The organism is Nocardia sp. CDC159, from assembly GCF_023740735.1.
In the GTDB taxonomy this organism is placed as follows: Bacteria; Actinomycetota; Actinomycetes; order Mycobacteriales; family Mycobacteriaceae; genus Nocardia; species Nocardia pulmonis.
In genome coordinates, this window is sequence record NZ_JAMRXH010000005.1 from 106,985 (window position 1) to 126,514 (window position 19,530).

Annotated in this window: 20 protein-coding genes; 3 read left to right on the plus strand and 17 right to left on the minus strand. The window is 65.4% G+C overall.

All coding sequences use genetic code 11. The annotated features are described in order from the left end of the window. Positions 1-12: 12 nt before the first annotated feature. From NDR87_RS12980 to NDR87_RS13035, 12 genes are all read right to left on the minus strand, one after another. Complete coding sequence (locus tag NDR87_RS12980; RefSeq protein ID WP_251912471.1) at positions 13-1,671, minus strand: phage tail protein; 1,659 nt, start codon at positions 1,669-1,671, stop codon at positions 13-15. Then, positions 1,668-2,546: a phage tail protein gene (locus NDR87_RS12985; RefSeq protein WP_251912469.1), complete on the minus strand. Its 879-nt coding sequence runs from the start codon at positions 2,544-2,546 to the stop codon at positions 1,668-1,670. Before NDR87_RS12985 ends, NDR87_RS12980 begins: the two co-directional genes overlap by 4 nt. Before the next feature lie 29 nt (positions 2,547-2,575). Next, complete coding sequence (locus NDR87_RS12990; RefSeq protein WP_251912468.1) at positions 2,576-5,125, minus strand: zeta toxin family protein; 2,550 nt, start codon at positions 5,123-5,125, stop codon at positions 2,576-2,578. Then, positions 5,122-5,436 (minus strand): hypothetical protein, encoded by a 315-nt coding sequence (locus tag NDR87_RS12995; protein ID WP_251912466.1) that lies wholly within the window; start codon positions 5,434-5,436, stop codon positions 5,122-5,124. Before NDR87_RS12995 ends, NDR87_RS12990 begins: the two co-directional genes overlap by 4 nt. Before the next feature lie 231 nt (positions 5,437-5,667). Then, complete coding sequence (locus NDR87_RS13000) at positions 5,668-6,162, minus strand: DUF6301 family protein (protein WP_251912464.1); 495 nt, start codon at positions 6,160-6,162, stop codon at positions 5,668-5,670. Between the two features lie 92 nt (positions 6,163-6,254). Continuing rightward, positions 6,255-8,801, minus strand: a complete 2,547-nt coding sequence (locus NDR87_RS13005) for a hypothetical protein (RefSeq protein ID WP_251912462.1) — start codon at positions 8,799-8,801, stop codon at positions 6,255-6,257. A 451-nt stretch (positions 8,802-9,252) separates the two neighbouring features. After that, positions 9,253-9,483 carry a hypothetical protein gene (locus tag NDR87_RS13010; protein WP_251912461.1) on the minus strand — a complete coding sequence of 77 codons (231 nt, stop codon included), beginning with the start codon at positions 9,481-9,483 and terminating at the stop codon, positions 9,253-9,255. Positions 9,484-9,520: 37 nt separating this feature from the next. Beyond that, positions 9,521-9,832: a hypothetical protein gene (locus NDR87_RS13015; RefSeq protein ID WP_251912459.1), complete on the minus strand. Its 312-nt coding sequence runs from the start codon at positions 9,830-9,832 to the stop codon at positions 9,521-9,523. Positions 9,833-9,993: 161 nt separating this feature from the next. Continuing rightward, the gene (locus tag NDR87_RS13020; protein ID WP_251912458.1) at positions 9,994-10,329 is read right to left on the minus strand and encodes a hypothetical protein; all 336 of its coding nucleotides are present in this window, start codon (positions 10,327-10,329) and stop codon (positions 9,994-9,996) included. 124 nt (positions 10,330-10,453) lie between these two features. Further along, positions 10,454-10,597 carry a hypothetical protein gene (locus tag NDR87_RS13025; protein WP_251912456.1) on the minus strand — a complete coding sequence of 48 codons (144 nt, stop codon included), beginning with the start codon at positions 10,595-10,597 and terminating at the stop codon, positions 10,454-10,456. Positions 10,598-10,694: 97 nt separating this feature from the next. Further along, positions 10,695-11,363, minus strand: a complete 669-nt coding sequence (locus NDR87_RS13030; RefSeq protein WP_251912454.1) for a hypothetical protein — start codon at positions 11,361-11,363, stop codon at positions 10,695-10,697. A 37-nt stretch (positions 11,364-11,400) separates the two neighbouring features. Then, the gene (locus tag NDR87_RS13035; protein WP_251912452.1) at positions 11,401-11,856 is read right to left on the minus strand and encodes a hypothetical protein; all 456 of its coding nucleotides are present in this window, start codon (positions 11,854-11,856) and stop codon (positions 11,401-11,403) included. Between the two features lie 434 nt (positions 11,857-12,290). Here NDR87_RS13035 and NDR87_RS13040 point away from each other — a divergent pair, with 434 nt between their 5' ends. The 3 genes from NDR87_RS13040 to NDR87_RS13050 all read left to right on the plus strand — a co-directional run bounded on the left by NDR87_RS13040 (position 12,291) and on the right by NDR87_RS13050 (position 13,810). Next, positions 12,291-12,899 (plus strand): TetR/AcrR family transcriptional regulator, encoded by a 609-nt coding sequence (locus NDR87_RS13040; protein WP_251912450.1) that lies wholly within the window; start codon positions 12,291-12,293, stop codon positions 12,897-12,899. A gap of 101 nt (positions 12,900-13,000) precedes the next feature. After that, on the plus strand, positions 13,001-13,420 hold the full coding sequence (locus NDR87_RS13045; protein WP_251912448.1) for a glyoxalase/bleomycin resistance/extradiol dioxygenase family protein: 420 nt from the start codon (positions 13,001-13,003) through the stop codon (positions 13,418-13,420). 81 nt (positions 13,421-13,501) lie between these two features. Further along, the gene (locus NDR87_RS13050; protein ID WP_251912446.1) at positions 13,502-13,810 is read left to right on the plus strand and encodes a hypothetical protein; all 309 of its coding nucleotides are present in this window, start codon (positions 13,502-13,504) and stop codon (positions 13,808-13,810) included. Here the strand turns inward: NDR87_RS13050 and NDR87_RS13055 are convergent. The 5 genes from NDR87_RS13055 to secD all read right to left on the minus strand — a co-directional run bounded on the left by NDR87_RS13055 (position 13,807) and on the right by secD (position 19,520). After that, positions 13,807-14,229, minus strand: a complete 423-nt coding sequence (locus NDR87_RS13055; protein WP_251912445.1) for a hypothetical protein — start codon at positions 14,227-14,229, stop codon at positions 13,807-13,809. The genes NDR87_RS13050 and NDR87_RS13055 overlap by 4 nt on opposite strands. Before the next feature lie 79 nt (positions 14,230-14,308). Continuing rightward, positions 14,309-14,881 carry an adenine phosphoribosyltransferase gene (locus NDR87_RS13060; protein WP_251912443.1) on the minus strand — a complete coding sequence of 191 codons (573 nt, stop codon included), beginning with the start codon at positions 14,879-14,881 and terminating at the stop codon, positions 14,309-14,311. A 35-nt stretch (positions 14,882-14,916) separates the two neighbouring features. After that, positions 14,917-16,590, minus strand: a complete 1,674-nt coding sequence (locus NDR87_RS13065; protein WP_251912440.1) for an ABC transporter substrate-binding protein — start codon at positions 16,588-16,590, stop codon at positions 14,917-14,919. A 9-nt stretch (positions 16,591-16,599) separates the two neighbouring features. Beyond that, a complete protein-coding gene (secF, locus tag NDR87_RS13070) occupies positions 16,600-17,787 on the minus strand; it encodes a protein translocase subunit SecF (RefSeq protein WP_251912438.1) in 1,188 nt (395 codons plus the stop codon). A 2-nt stretch (positions 17,788-17,789) separates the two neighbouring features. After that, positions 17,790-19,520, minus strand: a complete 1,731-nt coding sequence (gene secD / locus NDR87_RS13075) for a protein translocase subunit SecD (RefSeq protein WP_251912436.1) — start codon at positions 19,518-19,520, stop codon at positions 17,790-17,792. Positions 19,521-19,530: the final 10 nt, after the last annotated feature.

A 19,530-nucleotide genomic window follows, 5' to 3' on the forward strand; every position in this document is an offset into this window, starting at 1 on the left:
CCTTGCGCTACTTCACATAACGCCGAGATCGTGCAGGTCGCCCATGATGCCCTGAATGTGCCGCAGCGCACGGGCGACCGGATCCTCGAGTGCCTTGTCGTCGCCGATGGTGATCTGCCAGGCGGGCGTGACGCCGCGTTTCCAGGACAGCTCGAGCGCGGTCACCTGGTCCACGAAGACCTGCCCGGGCGGCATGCCCGCCACGGTCGATCCGACGCGATCGCCGAGGAAGTAATGGCCCTGGCCGTTTTCACCGATCAGATACGGTGCGCCGTCGGCCACGGTGAGCTTGTGGCTGGTGAAAGACCTTGTCGCCCACAAACCCGCGCGCAGGGTGACCAGCGCGCTCAACGTATACGCCTTGTCCGCGCCCTGCTGGAAATGCTCGAAGTAGTGCGACCATCCCATCTTCGGGGCGCGCAGCGGCGATTTGAACGACATCCACGCCAGGATCGTGTCCTTGTAGAGCGGATGCAGGAAGGCGTCGAGGAAGCCGCCGAGCGGCACACCGGTGAAACCGAGCAGGGCATTGGCGGCCAGATCGCCCGCGAGGTTCACCGCGGCCGAGATGGCCTCGTTCACACCGTACGGGCTGCTCCCGCCGCAGTTGATTTGCACTGCGGTGGCGGGGGAAATCGTGAACTCGGATGTCTGGATGCCGGTGTATTCGGATTCCCGGTACACCACCCACGGCATACTCGGCCGCGTGCCCAGCCAGTCGCGCTGCTGATATTCCTCGGGAGTGTTCGGGTTCGGCAGCGCCTTCTGCTCCTCCTCGAGGAAGTCGTTGACGAATCTGGCGAATGTGCGCTCCAGTCCGTCGAGCACCGAGCCACCGTGTGAGGTGCCCTCGTAGTATCCGGATTTGTCCACGATGTCGAAGACCAGGCAGCCGTGTCGCAGCTTCGCACCCGGCCACGGCGGCGGGTCGCCGTTCAGCCACCTGCGGCAGGTGACCATGAGCTGGGCGTCCTCCAGGATGGTCGCGGCCATCTCGTGCCAGGTCTTCCACCGCGAGGACAGCACCGTCCACACCGAGGTGTCGGACAGGAAGTCGTTGGGCGCCACCACCATCGACCAGGTTTCCTGATTCAGGTTGAACCATTGGCCGGGATCGAGCGGATCGTCGGGCAGCGCCCAGAGGCTGGCCTCCTTGCGCAAGATATTGAGGAACAGCGCGAGTTTCAGGCACCACGCCGAGGGACCGGCCAGCATGAACGTGCGGGGAAACTGAACGGCCGCGGGCAGCAGGGGATTGCTCCACACCTGGATGTACTTCAGTTCCTCGTAGTCGTGCATGAACTGCACGATCACGGTCTGCAGACCGGTCTCGGTCTTGCGCAACGTCGCCGTCTTCATGCGCCCGCTCCACCGCGTCCCGTCCTTGTCGACGGTGATGTGCACGTTCTGGGTGGTGCGGCCGCGCATATCCATGATCCATTTGGCCAGGTAATGATCGGCGGGCAGCTCGATCTGCCCGGTGCCCGATTCGTTGAGCAGCCATTTGAAATCGGCGGAGTACTCGGCACGGCAGATGCCGCGCAGATTCCAGTTGCCGTCCCACAATCGGATGAGCGGCGGCTGAATTCGCTGATTCTTGCGCCGCTGGCGCGTCGCGACCGCGGTGCGATAGATGGCCTCGATCTGCTGAGACTGCGCGGGGCTCGTCACTGCAGCCCCCACGGGCGGGACCAACTGCGCGGGCAGCGCACCTGAATCGTCGCGCCGGGCGGCGCGCCCTCGACCGTCACCGGGAGCTCGGTCTCCGGCGTCCACGGCGGCACCGAATGCAGGAACATCTTGCCGCCCATGCGCGCCCACACCGAACTGCTGTCCGCCGCGACGATCATCTCCTCCATCGGATCGGTGTCAACGGTGATGTCCTGCCCGGCGGCCAACGGGGGCAGCGTGATGACGCGCGCCTTGTTCTTGTCGTCGGCCCAGGAGAAGTCCGGCAGGGTCCACAGGCCCGGCGCGGTGGCCACCCATCGCAACCACAGCGGCTGATCCGTCGGATTCGACACCGGCAGCCGCAGGGTTTCGGATTTGCCCTCGGGCCTGGTGTCGATCGTCGAGACCGCGGTCGCGGTCACATCGTCCTCCACCCACCACGGAATACCGGCCGTGCACGTCATGGTGACCTGGCCCCAGCGCTTCAGATGCGGATCGCGCAGCGGTTTGAATTCCGGCTGCTGCGACATCCGCAGATGCAGTGTGCGGGCCCCGAATTCGGTCGTCACGATCAGTTTCGAATCGCGGTCGTACGCCCACGCCTTGCGCCAGGCGGAGTCCACGGTCTCCCAGCTGTCCGAGCCGGTTTCGTAAACATTGACCCCGAAGACGACATCCCGCTTCTGCCAGTTCGCCCCGCCGTAGGTGGCGCCGATCTGGAATGCGGTCGAGTTCCAGATCGTGGTCACCGGCGCGTCGTAGAGCCCGGTCGGCGTGGTGCCCAATTCGACACCCTCCCGCCCCTGCCCCGGCCCCGCCAGCACCCAGTGCGAGCCGTCGACGCCTTCCACTTCGATGGTCGCGGCTTGTGCCATGGTGAGTCACCTCAGTTCTAGGTTCGTAATCAGATCCAGCGGCCGGAATAGGTCAGTGCGCGTCGCGCCCTGGCGGCCTTGGCCCGCGTGAATTCGGCGTCCACGTCGGGCGCGGACAGATGAATGGCCAGCGAGCGGTCGACGCGGTCGTTGCGCCGAATCCGCCCGGTGCCGATCGCCCGAGTCGGACGGCCTTGTGCGCCTTGCAGATTCGCCAGCGCCTTGGCATCCCTGCCAATGAGCTGCAATAGTGGCTTCGCCGCGGCGAACCCACCGCTGGTTCCGGCGTCACCGGCGAATCCTCCGCCCGCCAGAAACACCTCCGGCGGGACGTCCGCGGGCGAGATCCAGCCGAGCTCGGTTCCAGTGTTCGGAGCGCTCGAAACGGCGCCTGCGTCTGGGTGACCGGACTCATCCAGCTGTGGGAGAGGCCCGACCGTGGCTTCCCGCAGGGCAACGCCCAGTGGTGTCCGCGCCGGAGCCGCGAGATCGGCCGCCCGCACGACCGCGGTTTCGGCCATGGATCCAGAGCGGCGTGCCGTACCGTTTCCTGTTGTCGTCGCTGCGTTTTCGGACCGATGTCCCCGACCTGCGTCCGACAAGTCCTGGGCATCGTCTGTACTACTCCAGGACAGACCGCCGCCCACAGACAGACGCGTAACCAGCCCGCCGTCAGCGAACACCGGCATTGCTCCGGAATTGATCGCCTCCAGCAGCGGCAGAGTCCGTGCGGTCGACGCCGCGTTGACCACGAACTCACCATTGGAAGCAAGCACCGGAACCAGACCTTCCTGCGACCCGCCACCCTCGCGCAGCAACCCCCCATCGGCCTTCCGCTCGGGATCGGTGAACTCCCGAATGCGCTTCGCCACCTTGCTGCCCACAACCGGAACCTTGTCGACCAGATCAGCGATCCACCGCATGAACCCCTTGAAGGTGTCGACAATCCCCTCCCACACCCCGCGAACCGACTCCCCGATGGCCCCGAAGAACTTTCCCATACTCTCGATACTCGACTTGAACATAGGCACCAGGGTTTCGTTCCAGGTATCCGAGAACCACTTCCCCACCGGCACCAGAGCGTTCTGCCAAACCCACTGCAGCCCAGTCTTTATAGTGCCCCAGTTCTCGACGACAAGAACGATCGCGCCAATGGCAAGTGTGATCGCGGTGACGATCATCCCGAACGGGTTGGCTCGCATCACCACGTTCAGTACTCGCTGCACGATCGCCCAAGCCTGAATAGCGATCGCCGCGATGTTGAACACGCCCACGGCCTTCCCTACCTCGGAGAAGAACTTTCTCGACCCATCGGCGGTGGCCTTCGATGCATCAGCAGTTCCCACGTGCGCTCCAGCTCCACCCCGGGCTGCTTCCACGAACTTCCGCAGTGCTCCGGCAGCAGAGGTCGAGTCCTTGCCGTGGGCCTGTAGCGCACGGGACAGTTCGCCGTCGACCTGTACGACAGCCGCGTTCGCGACGGGGGTTCGACCGGTGACCGTCCCACCGAAAAGCGGAGACAGCGCCATTCCACCGATCAACGTAATGCTCGCCACCGCCTTACGACCACGTCCTCTGGACCCTGGCCTGCCGCCCCTCGAATTTTCTGCTCCCGGAGCGGACGAGCCCCCCTTTTCGTCGTCTTCGCGAGATAAGTGCCCGATCGCTACGCCAATATTTACAAGACGACCAGGCGCTTCCGAATCCTGCCCTCTCCTGCGAAGATATCGCTGCGCATCTTCAGCGTAGCCGACAAGCTCGTCGACATCTCTTTCGATGGGCCTTTTTCGGTCAGTGCTACGCAGGTTGGCAACTCGCCGATCGAATATCTCGGCCTCTTCAGGCGTCGGCTTGCGGTTACGCTCTCTCCTGATCGCCTCCACGGCACCTGGCTGATTTTGCATAGTGCCGTCCGCGCCACGAATGTTCTGATGTAGAACTTCACCTCGGGAATTTACCACATAGATACGATCGGGCTTCGCATCAACCTCCAACCTATGGGCTTCACGAAGACTCTCTTCGTAGATTACATCATGCCCCTCTGGGGGAACCCAGCGTCCGTAGCCTTTCTGATCGACGCTTCTCTGATAGCGTTCTGCAATCCCGAGCAAGCTATTCGAGTCGTTATTGGCTACATAGGCGACGAAAGTCTCGTATCCCCGCTCGCCAAAGTCCTCCACATACCTTTCGGCCAGCGGCGCGCTCACGATCATGTCGTACTTCGGACCGCCAAGATCGCCCCGCAGGTTCGCCAGATACTCCTCGTGATGCCCGTCGGGCATCTCGCTGGAAACAGCCTGGTGGCCGTGAATTCCCCTTGCCTTCATTATGGCCGCGTAGCGCGGATGCACTTTGACGTTGTCGTCGGCATCATAAGATGCCCAACCCGGCCCGAGGGTGCGGGAAAGAAAATCTTGAGTTGTGCTCTTTCCTGCACCCTGTTGGCCCGCAATGATGATCACCCTGGGTCGCCGGCCAGGCGCGCGAGTCGGGACTTCCGATGGAGTAAGGTCGAGGATGCGCCGATTTTTGTTTTGCTCGATAATGGAAGCTTCGCGATGAGCTTCAGTGTCGCTCATGCACTACCCCAGTTGTCCTTCTCGCGCAGCCTGTCAATAATCTCGGGATATTCCTGCACAATTCGCTTAGCTTCATCGATGTCCATCCATCGCCTCGACTTCAATAATTCCGACTGCCGATCCCGGTTCGCTTCGAGTCGTGCTTTCTCGGCCGGATCGGTCTCATCGGACGCAATTGACGAATACAAAGCGATCGCCATTTCAATGAACCCCTTGGCATCCTCGACGAGGTGAATGACTTCATAGGACGGAATGGGGATACCTTGCCGGAAAACTCGATCCACCTCGTCGTTCGCGTACTCTTCGTTCACAGCAATACCTCCTCGGACTCGACCGCTACGGATTTTTGAATTCTACCCGGATCACAGACTCCGAGACGTGTTCATTACTCGCCGAAACGCCTCGGCAGTTGAGACCAGCGACCCACATATGTCGAAGCCGCCGAGCCTCCCATGCCTGAGCTTTCTGGAAGGCCGTATCCACGTCAAGAGTGGACATGTGAATAGTCTTGAAAGAGCGACGAGGCTTTGCCGCAGGACGAATCAGTAGTCGTCGTCCGCAGCGCTGCCCAGCCAATTCTGGTACTCAGGATTGATCAGTTTTAGACGTACCGCATACCGCGTAGCACTCAACGTGACCACAACGCGGTCGAAATCCCAGCGGAACATGCTGTCCAGATCGGCCCCGTCGAGCTCAGACTCGCCCAACTCCACTTCAACACGGGTCGCCAGATCGGACAGAACAGCAAGAACCTCGATTGGCGCGGCATCACCCGTGGGGGCAACGTCCGATACGTATATCGAGAAGTCTTCAACAGCCTCGTCTGCCGCACTGAAATAGTTACCGCCGAAGTGAACGTTGACAACCGGCCGATCGACCGACAGGTTCGTCGTCAAGGTGGCACCGAGCTCTCGGACCTCGGCCACATGCCAACCGAGCTCGCTGGCGAACCGTTCGACATCGTCTCGCGTCCACGTCCAGTCGAATCCGGCTGCGGTCCTTGCGATCTGCGCGGCGCCTTCGAGGTCGGCTTGCATGGGTGGATCCTACTTCCTGGGATACGGCGGATGGATCTTGGTGGACCGGCGCGCCTCGCCGGGTCGGGCGAGACGTCGGCAACTGCCTCCGGTCAGCCCCAGCGCCCCACGTACGTCAACGCCCGCTGGGCCTCCCAGGTCTTGGCCTTCTGGAAGGCCGTGTCCAGGTCGGGAGTGGACATGTGGATCGTTGTGCTCTGGTCGACCTTGTTCTCCCAGCCGGTGCCGGGGAGGGCGCGTAATGGGATGGGCAGGGATTGGGTCAGGCCCGCCAGCCCGTTCTCGCCGTCGTTGATCGCCTGCAGCAGTGCGCGATTCGCGTCGGCGGCCTTGGCGTTGACGACGAATTCGCCGTCGGACAGCCATGCGGGGATGAGGTCGCCGATCGATGAGCCGGGGCCGCGGACACCTCCGCCGCGGGCCAGGAACGTGGCCGGGGGGAAATGCATCCGGTGGTTGAACATCGGGTGGGACGCACCCGCCGCCATACCGCCGTATTGGCCGTTGCCGCGTGCGCCGCCCATCTCGAAGTTCACACCGTTCGGCAGGGTGGCGGCGGTGTGGCCGTCGGTGCCGCCGCGGTGGTACCAGCCGATGTCGAGGCTGCCCGCAGGGCCGGAACCCCATCGGGCGCCGCGCTTCATCAGCTCGGCTGCCTCGTCGGCGGTCGAGAAACGGGAACCGAACGGGGGCATACCGGCTACGAAATTGGCGAGCGCGGCTACGGCACCGGAGCAGTCGCCCCAGTTCACCCCGCCCCACTTGTATGGCTTGCCCTCCACGTCCTTGGCGAACTCGATCAGCGAGAGCGCCTTCGCGGACAACCCACCCGGTTGCTGCTCCGAATCATCGGACGGCGAATTACTCGAAGGCTCGAGAGATTCGGTGCTCTCCAGCGCCGTCTGCGCATCATCCGCACGCTTCTTCTCGATGGCATTGTGCGCCCCGGCGACGGCCTGGAACAGGTACGGCACCCGGTCGGCACCGAACACACCGAGCGCGTCGCCGACCATGCCGGATACGAAATTGCCTGCCGCACCGGCGAATCCGGAAAACGCGTTCGACCACGCGGCCTGCACCGGGTCGGCCTTCTTGCCCTCGTCGGTATCGGGCTTGCCGCCGGGGCCGAAGAAGAACCGATTCGCCGCGTCCTGTGCCTGCGCGCCGAGCAGATCCGACCAGCTCGAGTGCACGACGCCGCCGTCGGCGAATCTCGGCACGTTTCCGGCGTTGATCGACTCCAGCAGTGGCAGATTCCGCTCTGTCGCAGCGGCATTCACGATGTACTCGCCATTGGAGGCGAGCACCGGGATCCGGTCCTCGCGCGGCCCACCGGGACCACTCAGCAGACCGCCATCGGCCTTCTTTTCCGGACTGGCGAAGTTGACCAGCGTCTCACCGAAACTGCGCAACAAGGAACCGGGGCCGATATCGGGCACCTTTTTCAGAATGTTCCCGATCGTGCCGATGACCGTCTTGATGGTGCCGACGATCCCGTTCCATACGCCATTGATGGTGTCGCCCATCGAACCGAAGAACCCACCGACGGTCTCGACACTGGCCTTGAACATCGGGACGACCGTCCCACTCCAAGTGTCGGAGAACCACTTACCGACGGGGACCAACACATTCTTGTAGACCCAGTCGAACGCCGTCTTGACCTTGTCCCAGTTCTGCACCAGCAGCGTGATGACGCCGATCGCGGCGGTGATCGCGGTGACCACCATCCCGAGCGGATTCGAGCGCATGGCCGAGTTCAGATTCTTCTGCGACCCGGCCATATCCGTGGTCGCCTTGGCCGCGGACTTCTGCACCTTGGCAGAGTTGGCCACCTCCGCGGAAAGCTTCTTGACCCCCTCGGACGAGCCCTTCACCGCTTCGGCCGACTTCTTCATCGCCTCGGTCGACGCCTTCGCCGCATCCGCGGTCTTCTTCATCGCGTCGGCGGAGGTGTTCGCCGCGCCCGCCGTCTGCGAAGGTTTGGCCCCCGCCCTCTGCTGTGGGCTCGTTTCGGAAGGCTGCGGATTACCTTGGGCGCCTTGCCCGCTCACCCCCAGCGCAGCACCACCGAGCAGGGTCTGTGCCATGTCAGGGCCTTGCTGGAGCATGTCCTCCGCGAAGGCCGCAGGGTCGCCCACCGCCGCCGCCAGCGCCGGTGCCATCCCGACCGCACCGGCCACGCCACCCACCAGTCCGGCCGCCCCACCGGCCCTCCCGGCCATCCCTTTGAAACGAGTGGCCGCCGACCCTGGCGCTGCCTTCAGCTTCCCCGCGAGATTGCCCAACCGGCCCGGCTTCTTCAGTTGATCCCGGTGCGGGGTGCCAGGGCCGAATCCCGGATGTTTCCGGGACGCCGGGGTACCGCGCTCGGTCGATCGCGCGTCCTTTCCGAGCGGAGCGTTTTCAGCGGCCCTCGACCCGTCCGCGGACAGCCCGGCCTGCTGGTTCACCGCGGCATTCGTCCGCTGCGAACTCTCGATGATCGCCTCGTAGACGGCGTCGCCGGTCAAACCCGCGGCACGGTTGTCTTCGACAAGGGTGTCGAAGGTCGGGCCGTCGGGGTTGCCATAGATTCCGAAATCGCGTCGGCGTTGCTCGTAGACGCGCTCTTCGTCCGGATCCAGTTCGCGCGCACCCAAGCGGGCATCGTGCCGGATACGCTGGGCGCGTCTCGCTCGCTCTTCGAGGCCCACCCCCTCACTGATCCACTGCTCGTTCAATGCGGGGATCTTTCGATCCTGCGCGTTGTACCAGCTTCTGATCTTGAGCCCGGTTTGCTCAGCGGAATCATCCGGGCTCAACGTGAACTCACCGAGATTCTGCGGAACTGGGACTCTGGTTCGTGGAGGAAGTGGCCCCTGAATAGGTGGGAGAAATTTTCTGGGCACGTAACCAGGAGGCGTACTGCCCTCATTGGAGGTCATTTTTCATATACCTGTCGTTGCGTCATCGAGCAGCACGACATCGGGCGGGCAAATGATTGCCCGCCCGAATTCGATTCAATATTCTCTGCTACTCGGACAGTTGCCGAGTCACGAGTCGTAGCCCCCGCGATGGAAAGTCACCGACGCGAGGACGTACCGAGGGATGTCACCAACCAGGCGGCCGAGTCCAGTTGTCGGGAAAACTGTCGAACTCGTCCACCGGCTCACCGTCAGCGAACAGCGTATACGCGGACTCCGCCGGAAAATCCCCAATTTTGATCTCCAGTACCACACCGTCGACCACGGCCCGATATGGGAACTCCGCGCTGAAGGTGACGCCCTCCCTGCGGTTCAGCTCCCAGGACACCTCGCGGTCCCTGTACTCCGAGTAGGTCATTTCCCGTTCCTCCCGCTGAAGCGCCTACGGCACATTATCATTCGTCTTCCGCCCCGGTGCCGACGTCACTCGGCGCCGACGCGGTGAACACATCGATGAGTTCCTGCATCGTCCGCAGCCGCCGTTCCTCCCGCACCCTCTCCACGGCCGTCACCGGCCGCGGCATCGGCTCGACCCGGGGTGGGTCCGCTCCGGCCGCGGCGATGACCGCGGCCTGCACGCCCTGCAGGCCGTCGATGATCGTCAGTAGGAGGTAGGTGTCGAGAGAGTAGCCGTCCGGGGTGGGGGCGTGGTCGGTGTCGTCGTCCAAGGCCAGGGCCTGTTCGGCCAGCTGTGTGTCCATCAGCAACGCGGACTTGTATCGCGACCCGCGCGGAAGGCGGTCCTTGAAGCGCCAGATGGTGCGCCAGTCGCGGATGCGAAGTTCTCTGGGCCCGAAGCATTCTCGGATATCGATGCCGCGTTCGAGCAGGTCGTAGTCGAGGGCGGCACCGAAACGATCCCAGAACTCTACGAGCCCGAGGATCCCCCCGGCAGCTCCGCGGCGCCCTCGCCGTAGAAGTGGGCGTAGAGGTCGTTCTGGAAGGCGACCCACTCGTCGAGCGGGCGATCGGCGTAGAGCTCTTCGACGGCCTCGTATTGGTCGCCGAGCAGGATGGCCAATTGCCGTTCCTCGTCGTCGGTTTCGCGCAGGGCGCGGGCCTGACGGCGGGTGAGCGGCTGGATCGCGATGTCGGCGGTCAGGTGGTAGGGACCGCGGCGCTTGGCCGCGAGTTCCTGCTGGATCTCGTAGAAACGGCCTTCGTCACTGAGGCCGGGCTCGGTCTTCTTGCGCTGGTTCGCCATTGTCTTGTCTCCGGTTGGGCGCGATGTCGGTCATCCAAATCGCTGATTTCACTGTGGAATTCGGCCGCCGCGCATGCCCGTGCGTCGACTGCGCTGGTACGCACAGGCATACGGCGGCGCTGAACTACTTCTGTCGGCTCTTGGCCGCGGTGGCGGTGACCGGCTGGTGGCCGAACTTGAAGACCGCGTTGACGTACGAGGTGGCGTCGAACACCTGGTATTCGTTCTGGCCGTCGGTCAGGGTGACGGGGTATTGGGTGGGAATCATGGTGACCTGTCTGTTCTCTCCGGTACAGATTCAAGAAAGTGTGGGGGCGTGCGGTGACCGGAGACGCACGGCACGCCCCCACGTCGAGGGCTCGCGATCAGCTGGCGGGAGCGGTCGCGAATCCGGCCTTGCCGACCAGCTTCTTCCAACCGGCCCCACCGAAGCCGTGCGCGACGGCGAAGCCGGCGGTGTCGTCCTTGAAAGCGGTCAGGGTGAGCTTCTGGGACAGGATGTTGGTCGCGGTCCACTGCTCACCGGCGTACTTGGTGACCGCCACCTTCGGCATCACCTTGAACACGTAGATCGGCAGCGCGTCGTTGCCGTCCTTGGCGATGACGATGGCCGAGTAGTAGGTGATCTGCTCGGAGGACGGCTGGGCGAAACGGATCTCACCGGACTGCGCGTCGGCCTTCACGGCCTCGAGGTTGGCGCTGGTGGTCAGCGCCAGGGTGAGCGCATTGGTCTGCTGCGGCTCGAACTCGATCGTCGTGGTGTCGCTGGTGATGTCGTTGCGGGACGGCTCCAGCTCGCCGTAGGACTCGATCGGGGCGGCGGTCACGTTGCGCGCGAAGGCAATTCCGGACTTCTTGTCGATCAGGCCGACCGACTTGTATTCCACGGGCAGGGTCTGCAGCGCACCGGCCGAGTCGGTGAACCGCGCCGGGGCCGGGGTGTACCAGGGGGCGAGGAAGACCGCCGCGTCGAGCGGCTTCAGCAGCAGTTCGCGCTGCGCGTCCTTGAGCGTCATCAGGTTCGTGGCGGGCATTTGTTCTCCATTCGTGGGATTGAATTTCCGCCGCCGACTACTGGCGGCGGGCGTGCAGCGTGAAACCGATCTCGACCATCTGCTCGAGCGGGTCGAGATTCGGCAGATCCGCCACACCCTGGCTGCGCTGCACAGTGGGCGGAAAGTATTTGACCTCGGCCGCGACCGTTTCCTCGGCCCAATCGATCAGCACGCCGTTCACGCGGGTGGCTGGAGTGTTGAGCATGGCCTCGCGGGCGCGGCCCGCGAGTTGCTGGGCCTCGGTGCGCGTGCGAGCCACGGCGACCACCCGGACCTTCGCGATATAGGTGATCTCGTTGCCGTCCAGCGTGCCGCCGAGCGTACGCACCCACAGGAACGGCAACTTCGCGGTGAACTGATCACCCGTGGCGGGGAGGCTGGTGAGGGTGGTCGCCATCGGACCGAAGAGATCGAGCATGAACTGTTCGAAATCCGGGAATTCGCCCGGTTTCGGATAGGTCGGCGTAGTCACTGCTTCACCCGCACGTCCACCTGCAAAGTGCCGGTGGCGATGGCATTTTCGCGATCGGTCTGAGTGTCGTCGTGTTCGGTCATGAGTTACTCCGTCGTGAGCGGATTCGACAGCGAAACGACAATGGCTTCGTCCACGGGCGTAGACGAAGCCATTGTCGAGAAGTATTGGGAGGCCCGGAGATTCGGGATGGAGGCACAACTGTGGCGCTGCACAAAGCTTCACGTAGGCGAGCCGGTTTGTCAACTCCCCTCGCGTCGAATCATCGGAATTGCCTCGTAGACAGGGTTTTCCGGCAGGCTGCCGAAGCGACCCGCACACGAGTCCCACCGGATGGCGCACCGACTCCTCGAGACCAATGCCTCCATCGAGGACCCGCAGTCCTCGAACCTCGAACCGCGTGCCGCGGAGTACCGTTGTGGACACTTGTACCAATGACGAGCGAGGATGCGATGACGAGCCACGAAACGGCCGCGCGACCGCGCAGGCAGCGCCGCCACGATCCGGACCGTCCGCAGCGCATTGCGGAGGTGGTCGAGGAGCTCATTGCCGAGCGAGGGATCGAGGGGCTCAGTCATCGGGCCATTGCCGAGCGTGCGGATGTGTCGCTCAGTTCGACGACCTATCACTACAAGGACCGCGAGGCGCTGATCCGGGTGGGTCTGCAGCGGACCGTGGATCGATTTGCCGCCTATATGCGGGAGTGGGCCGCGGAGCATGCGGGCGATACACCCGAAGAACTCGCCGATGCGCTCGCCGATGCGGTGGTCGCTACGGCCACCGGGCCCGGCCGCATCGGGGCGGTCGTGGAGTACGAGCTCTACGTGGCCGCGCTGCGTCGGCCGGGCCTGCGCGACCTCGCCGCGCGTGACACCTCGGGCACGATCGAGGCGCTGACTCCGCTGGTGGGGCCGGTTCGAGCGGCCGCGCTCCAGGCCGCGATGAACGGGCTGTGTCTGCAGTCGATGGCGGCCCCGACACCGCCGGACCGGGCCGAGATCCGCGCGGTGCTCGGCCTGATACTCGGGGTCTCTCCCGCCTGAGCGAGCGGACCGCGCGAGTGACCCCGCTCTCATTTCATTGGTACGGACGTCCGTAACGATAAACTGATAGCCGAGGGGTAGCCATCAATCGAGGAGGGATCATGACCTTTGCACCCTGTATCAGCGTGCGCGACACCGCCACCAGCATCGAGTTCTACACATCGCTCGGCTTCGAGGTGGACTCCAGCACCGCCCGGCCCGGCGACGACATCCATATGCTGCTCTTCCGCGGCCAGTTCTGCGCCATGATCTATCGCAACGCCGATCTGAAGAACTGGCTGCCCGTGCTCGCGGACACACCGGTCGGATTCGCGGGCATGTTCTATCTCGGCGTCGACGATATCGATGCTGTGTATCAACGGTTTTCGGCGCTGGCCGAGATCGTCAAGCCGATGGGCGGCGATCACACCGGCCAGCGCATGTTCTACTTCCGCGATCCCGACGGCTACGTCATCGGCGTCAACGACGCGGCCGCCCTGCAGGCCAGCGACCTGGGCAAATACGCCGAACCCGCGAGCTGAACCGAAAATTCCTCCGTCAAGGACCCAGAACTTCGTCGGCGTGTCCGTTTCGACCAACCGCAAAGCGGGCACGCCCGTGGCATGTACAGATATCGCACTTATCGAGCCCGGGGCGGCGCCGGTAGCGGGGCCGCGGCCATCATCAGCGCTGTCGGCGCGGTCTTCGCGGTCATCGAGGCCATCTACATCCTGATGCTGGTGCTGAACGCGAACCCCGACAACCGGTTCTTCACCTTCATCAAGGGCCTGGCCGAGCCGCTGGCGCTGTTCTTCCCGGGCCTGTTCCACACCGGCAACGGCGACCTGGACGTGATCATCAATTACGGTCTGGCAGCGGTGTTCTGGCTCGTGGTGACCGGTCTCATCGCCCGTCTGGTGGCCCGCTTCTAGGTCGCCGCGTGCCCGCGCGGGGTGAGCACCTCGAGGCGATGGTGGTGGAGGAATTCGAAGGCCGGGGCCCAGTGCCCGGTGACGACCTCCGCCGCACGGCCGACGGTGCGCACCGACGCGGCGCCGACGCGCGGATCCTCGCAGACGACGCGGGCCAGATGCCGTCCGGCGTGCACCGGGCCGGTGTCGAGATCGACCGTGCCGTCGGAACCCACCGGCCGCCAGGGCATGTCGACACCCGCGCTCGCGATCCGGCACACCCGACCGGCCTGCTCACCGGTCACATGCGCGGCGATCGACGTGCCGCCGCGCAGGGCGGCCGAAGGAGCCGCGGATGCGGTCGCGGCACCCACCGCGAAGATCACGCCCATCGCACCGACGAGCGCCAGGGACAGACGCGTGCGGCGGGGGCGACTCATGCAGGCCGATCTTAGTGTTCGACCACAGTGGTCACAACAGCTACGCCCACGGTTCGCGGCCGGAGCGAAGCGGAGGCCATCAAATACAGCGTATCGAGGTGAGGGGGTAATCCCCCTGGCGCTCGCGGCCGCCGAGGAAGCTCAGCTCGAGCACGACCGCCGCCGCGGCGACTTGGGCGCCCGCCGAGGTGAACAGCTCGGCGGCCGCGGCCAGGGTGCCGCCGGTGGCGAGCACGTCGTCGAGCAGCAGCACCCGGCGACCGGACAGTTCCACGCCGTCGGCCGGGATCTCCAGCGCGGCCGAACCGTATTCGAGGGTGTATTCGCGCGAGAGCACGGGCGGCGGCAGCTTGCCCGCCTTGCGCACGGCCACCACACCGGTGCCGAGCACCGCGGCCACGCCCGCGCCGAGCAGGAAGCCGCGGGCGTCCACGCCCGCGACCAGATCGACGTCGGAAGCGACCGCGCCCAGGCAATCGATGACCGCATGGAAGCCCTCGGCATCGGCGAAGACCGGCGTCAGGTCGGCGAACCGCACGCCGGGACTGGGGAAGTCGTCGTGCCAGCGCGTCAGCCGCTGCACGGCCTCCGACGCCCGCGCGATCCGCTCACCCGCCGACTCCTCGGTCTCCACCATTCCATGCTTGCTCATCTACACCCACTCCCTCATCTCGCGCCCGGGGACGCTCACCGCTGCAACACCCAGCGGTCCATATTCCAACCCGATCCGGCCTTGGTCGGGTTCGCGATCCCGTTCTCCATGCCCTCACCGAACGCGATGGTGCGCGGCGTGGCGAACAGCGGGATCGACGGCATGTCGTTCCACAACAGGTTCTCCGCCTCGCCGTCGAGATTCAATACGGTCGTCGAATTCTCGTCGGCCGCAAGCTGATCCGCGATCGCATCGTAACGCCCGTTACCGTATCGCCCGAAATTCAGGCCCTGCCCGCCGTGCAGCGCGGCCACGGCCTCGATACCCGGCAGCGAGCCGGACGGCCCGGGCGCGGCGGCCGTACCGCCCAGCACCGCGTCGACCTTGCCCTCGCTCAGCTGCGTCGGCACGAAATCCGGCGCGCCCGCGTCGACGACGGTGATGCCCGCCGGCTTGCAGGCCTCGGCGATCATCGCGACCGTCTGCGCGCGCCGGTCGTCGGGTGTGCGGTAACCGATCCGCACGGTCGGATTCTGGTTACCCAGCCCCTGGCGCGCCGCGGCGGCATCGCCGCTCCGGTACTTGTCGGCCGGACCCGTCACCGCGGGGTAGTACGGCGAATCCTGTTGCACCGTCCGGGAATTCAGCAGGCCCGAGCCCAGACCGGACTTGGCGTCGAAGCCGGGATGGCCGAGCTCGTCGAACAGCGCCTGCCGCGGCACACATGCCGCGAACGCCCGACGCACATCGGGCGAGGCGAACGGGCCGCCGGTGGCCAGCACCAGCTGTTCGGCCCCGCGCCCGGGCACCTGTCGCACCGAGAACCCGTTCAGACTCAGGTCCTTGATCGAACCCGCCCCGACGTCGACCACGCCGACGGCCTTGTCGGAGATCTTCTTGGCCAGATCGCTGGCGCGGGTCCACACCACGACGCGCGGCGTCTTGGCGGCATCACCCCACCACTTGTCGTTCTTGACCAGCACCAGACCGTCGCTGTCGCTGAACGATTCGACGCGATACGGGCCCGAGGACGGCAGCAGCTTGGTATCGATGTTGCCCGGCTTCAGATTCCAGCCGGTGTTCCAGAACTGCGCCAGCCGGTCCAGCACCGCCTGATCGCGAGACTGCACCGCCGACACCACATTCGGAATGCCGGCGGCCTGCGCGGCGATGTGCGCGGGCATCAGATCACCGGCGTTGAACAGCGTCTTCCAGGCCAGGAAGTGCCGGTCGGGCCGGAACACCACGGTCGCGTCCTTGGAGCCGGGCTGGCAGTCCACCCGCTCGATATCGGAGTATCCGGCCGTGGAGGCGGCGTCGAACTGCTTGTATCGCCCACTGCGCGCGGCCCATTCGAGCACCAGGTCGTCGCAGGAGGTGGGCACGCCGTCGGAGTAGACGCCGTCCGGATTGAGCCGGTACTGGATGGTCTGCGCCTCGCCGGGCACCTCCTTGGCGGTGCCGAAGTCGGTGTCGGCGACCGGCTGGCCGTCCGGGCCGGTGTAGAAGAATCCGGTCAGCACCCGCGAGAACACCGCCGCCGCACCGCCGTTCGCGCCGAGCGCGCTGCCGCCGTTGTAGCTGACCGGCGCCGCGTCGACCGCGTAGCCGATCGAGGGCACCTGATTCTTACTGGAGCACCCCGCGAGCACACCCGAGACGAGTGCGCCCGCGGTCAGCGCTGCGGCCAGCTGTCGAGTGAACCGCATGCGCGCCCCTCAGTGCCTTCTCTTGTGCCGTTTCCCGCTGGGTCGGGCCCCGGGTCTCGGTGCGCCCGAACCGTATTCGCGCGGCCGCACCGGGGTGCTGATCGCCCCGGCCCGCTCGGCCGCCGCCTCGCGCACCCGCGCCTGCGCGGCGTTGGACCGCTTGGCGAGCACCTTCTTGGTGTGCCCGGCGACCGGCCCGAAGCGCTCCTTGATCGACACCAGCAGGGGCACCGCGAAGAAGATCGAGGAGTACGCGCCGACGATCATGCCGACCAGCTGCACCAGCGCCAGATCCTTGAGCGTGCCCACGCCCAGCAGCCACACCGCGATCACCAGCATGCCGATGATGGGCAGAATGCCGATGATCGTGGTGTTGATCGAACGCATCAGCGTCTGGTTGGCCGCCAGATTGGCCTGCTCCCCATAGGTGCGCCGGGTCAGGTGCAGCACGCCGCGGGTGTTCTCCTCGACCTTGTCGAAGACGACCACGTTGTCGTAGAGCACGTAGCCGAGCACCGTGAGCAGACCGATCACCGCCGCCGGTGTCACCTCGAATCCGACGATCGAATAGATGCCCGCGGTCACGATCAGATTGAAGAACAGCGAGGCGATCGAGGCGATCGACATATCGCGCTCGAATCGGATCGCGATGTAGATCATCGTCAGCAGCACGAACACCACCAGCGCGATGATCGCCTTGCGGGTGATCTGGCCGCCCCAGGTCTCACTGATCTCGGCGATGCTGATCGCGGCGCGGCTTTCCGCGCCCGAGGAATCCTTCGGATGGAACGCGTCGAACAGTGCCGCCTGCACCGTGTCCTGCTGCGCGGCGGTCAGGGTGTCGGAGCGGATCTCGAACGACGACGCCGCGCCCGCACCGACCTTCTGCACGGTCACCGGGCTGTGGCCCAGCGCCCGGGCGTAGACATCGGAGACCTGCGTGGTGCTCATATCCCCCGACGCGGGCACCTGGATCCGGGTGCCGCCGGCGAAGTCGATGCCCAGGGTGAACCCCTTGAGCCCGATGCTCAGCAGGGCGATCAGCACGAGCGCGGCGCTGATGATGTAGTACAGCCGACGCCGACCGACGATCTGGAAACCGCCGGTGCCGGTGTAGAGCCGCTCGAAGAAGCCGTGCTTGGGCCCCTCGGCGATCGGTTCGTCGAGGGCGTCCAGGACGGGACTGGAGTTGCTCATTCTCACGCCTCCTTACCGGCGCCAGCGAGAACGCCCGCGGCGGCCTTGCGTTCGCGGGCCAATTCCTGCACCGCGCCCAGGCCGTTGACCGCGGGCTTGGCCCAGAACGGCGAGCGCGAGGCCATCATCATCAGCGGCGAGGTGACCAGGTACAGCACGATCACGTCGAGCACGGTGGTCAGGCCGAGGGTGAAGGCGAAGCCCCGCACCTGACCGGCGGCCAGGATGTAGAGCACCGCCGAGGCGATCAGGCTGACGGTCTTGCCCGAGAGGTTGGTGCGCTGGGCGCGGGCCCAGCCGCGCGGCACGGCCGAGCGGAAGCTGCGGCCCTCGCGCATCTCGTCCTTGATGCGTTCGAAGAACACCACGAACGAGTCGGCGGTCATACCGATACCGATGATCAGACCGGCGATGCCGGCCAGGTCGAGGGTGAAGTTGATCCACCTGCCGAGCAGCACGATGATGCCGTACACCGCGAAACCCGATGCGACGAGCGAGAATCCGGCCAGGAAGCCGAGCATGCGGTAGTAGAGCAGGCAGTACAGCAGACAGGCGATCAGGCCGATCGCACCGGCGATCAGACCCGCCCGCAGCGAGGACAGGCCCAGGGTCGCCGAGACGGTCTGCGCCTCGGAGGTCGCGAACGACAGCGGCAGGGAGCCGTACTTCAGCTGGTTGGCCAGTTCCTTGGCGGTGGTGGCGGTGAAGCTGCCGTAGATCGAGGTGCGGCCGCCGAGCTGCGGTCCCTGATCCACCCGCGGGGCGCTGACCACACGGGAGTCCAGCGCGAAGGCCACGCGCTTGTTGACGTATTCGCCGGTCAGCTGGGCCCAGGGATCGGAGTTCTTGAACTCCATGTTGACCACCCAGCGGGTGCCCTGCGTGTCGTATTCGGCGGTGGCGTCCTTGATGTCCTGGCCGTCGATGCGGCTCTTGTCCAGCAGGTAGACCTCGCTGCCGTCGGTCGCACAGGTGACCAGCGGCAGGTTCGGATCGTCGTTACCGGCCAGCGGATCGGGCTTGCTGCAGTCCAGCGTCGCGAGCGCCTGCTGCTGCACCTGCGGGTCGGTGCTCTGCCGCAGCGCCTTGGCGTCGGCGATTTCCTTCTGCGTCTTCTGCGCCTCGGTCAGGTTCTGATTCGGTTGCGGCGCGGGCGAAGTCGTGGGCGGCACCGGGGTGTCCACGGGCGGCTCGGGGGCCTGGCGCGGATAGACCCGGTTCTGCGGCGCCTCACCCTGCGGCGCGGGCGCGGGCTCCGGGGCAGGGGCCGGATTCGGCTGATCGGCGGGCGGGGCCGGGGGCTGCTGGCCCGGCTGCGGCTGACCCGGCTGGGGCTGACCGCCCTTGTTGATCGGCTGCCCGGCCTGCAGCACTGGACGAATGTAGAGCTTGGCGGTGGTGGCCAGCGACTTGGCCTGTCCGCCGTTGTCCCCCGGCACCGTGATGATCAGGTTCTCGCCGTCGATGACGACCTCGGAACCGGCCACACCGAGGCCGTTCACCCGGGATTCGATGATCTCCTGCGCCTGCTCGAGGCTGTCCTTGCTGGGCTTGTTGCCATCGGGGGTGCGCGCGGTCAACGTGACCCGGGTACCGCCCTGCAGGTCGATGCCGAGTTTGGGCTTGACGGACTTGTCCGCGGTGAAGAACACCAGCGCGAAGATCACCGCCAACAGCGCGGCGTAGGCGCCGAGCAGTCGCAGTGGATGCCCCGTTCCCTTGGAAGGTGGCACTGTCGTTGTC

Excerpts from the sequence above, each read along its gene's own strand:
- NDR87_RS12985 (WP_251912469.1), bottom strand. The coding sequence starts at position 2,546 with ATGGCACAAGCCGCGACCATCGAAGTGGAAGGCGTCGACGGCTCGCAC.
- NDR87_RS12990 (WP_251912468.1), bottom strand. The coding sequence starts at position 5,125 with ATGAGCGACACTGAAGCTCATCGCGAAGCTTCCATTATCGAGCAAAAC.
- NDR87_RS13000 (WP_251912464.1), bottom strand. The coding sequence starts at position 6,162 with ATGCAAGCCGACCTCGAAGGCGCCGCGCAGATCGCAAGGACCGCAGCC.
- NDR87_RS13010 (WP_251912461.1), bottom strand. The coding sequence starts at position 9,483 with ATGACCTACTCGGAGTACAGGGACCGCGAGGTGTCCTGGGAGCTGAAC.
- NDR87_RS13020 (WP_251912458.1), bottom strand. The coding sequence starts at position 10,329 with ATGGCGAACCAGCGCAAGAAGACCGAGCCCGGCCTCAGTGACGAAGGC.
- NDR87_RS13025 (WP_251912456.1), bottom strand. The coding sequence starts at position 10,597 with ATGATTCCCACCCAATACCCCGTCACCCTGACCGACGGCCAGAACGAA.
- NDR87_RS13030 (WP_251912454.1), bottom strand. The coding sequence starts at position 11,363 with ATGCCCGCCACGAACCTGATGACGCTCAAGGACGCGCAGCGCGAACTG.
- NDR87_RS13040 (WP_251912450.1), top strand. The coding sequence starts at position 12,291 with ATGACGAGCGAGGATGCGATGACGAGCCACGAAACGGCCGCGCGACCG.
- NDR87_RS13045 (WP_251912448.1), top strand. The coding sequence starts at position 13,001 with ATGACCTTTGCACCCTGTATCAGCGTGCGCGACACCGCCACCAGCATC.
- NDR87_RS13050 (WP_251912446.1), top strand. The coding sequence starts at position 13,502 with ATGTACAGATATCGCACTTATCGAGCCCGGGGCGGCGCCGGTAGCGGG.
- NDR87_RS13055 (WP_251912445.1), bottom strand. The coding sequence starts at position 14,229 with ATGAGTCGCCCCCGCCGCACGCGTCTGTCCCTGGCGCTCGTCGGTGCG.
- NDR87_RS13060 (WP_251912443.1), bottom strand. The coding sequence starts at position 14,881 with ATGAGCAAGCATGGAATGGTGGAGACCGAGGAGTCGGCGGGTGAGCGG.
- NDR87_RS13065 (WP_251912440.1), bottom strand. The coding sequence starts at position 16,590 with ATGCGGTTCACTCGACAGCTGGCCGCAGCGCTGACCGCGGGCGCACTC.
- secF (WP_251912438.1), bottom strand. The coding sequence starts at position 17,787 with ATGAGCAACTCCAGTCCCGTCCTGGACGCCCTCGACGAACCGATCGCC.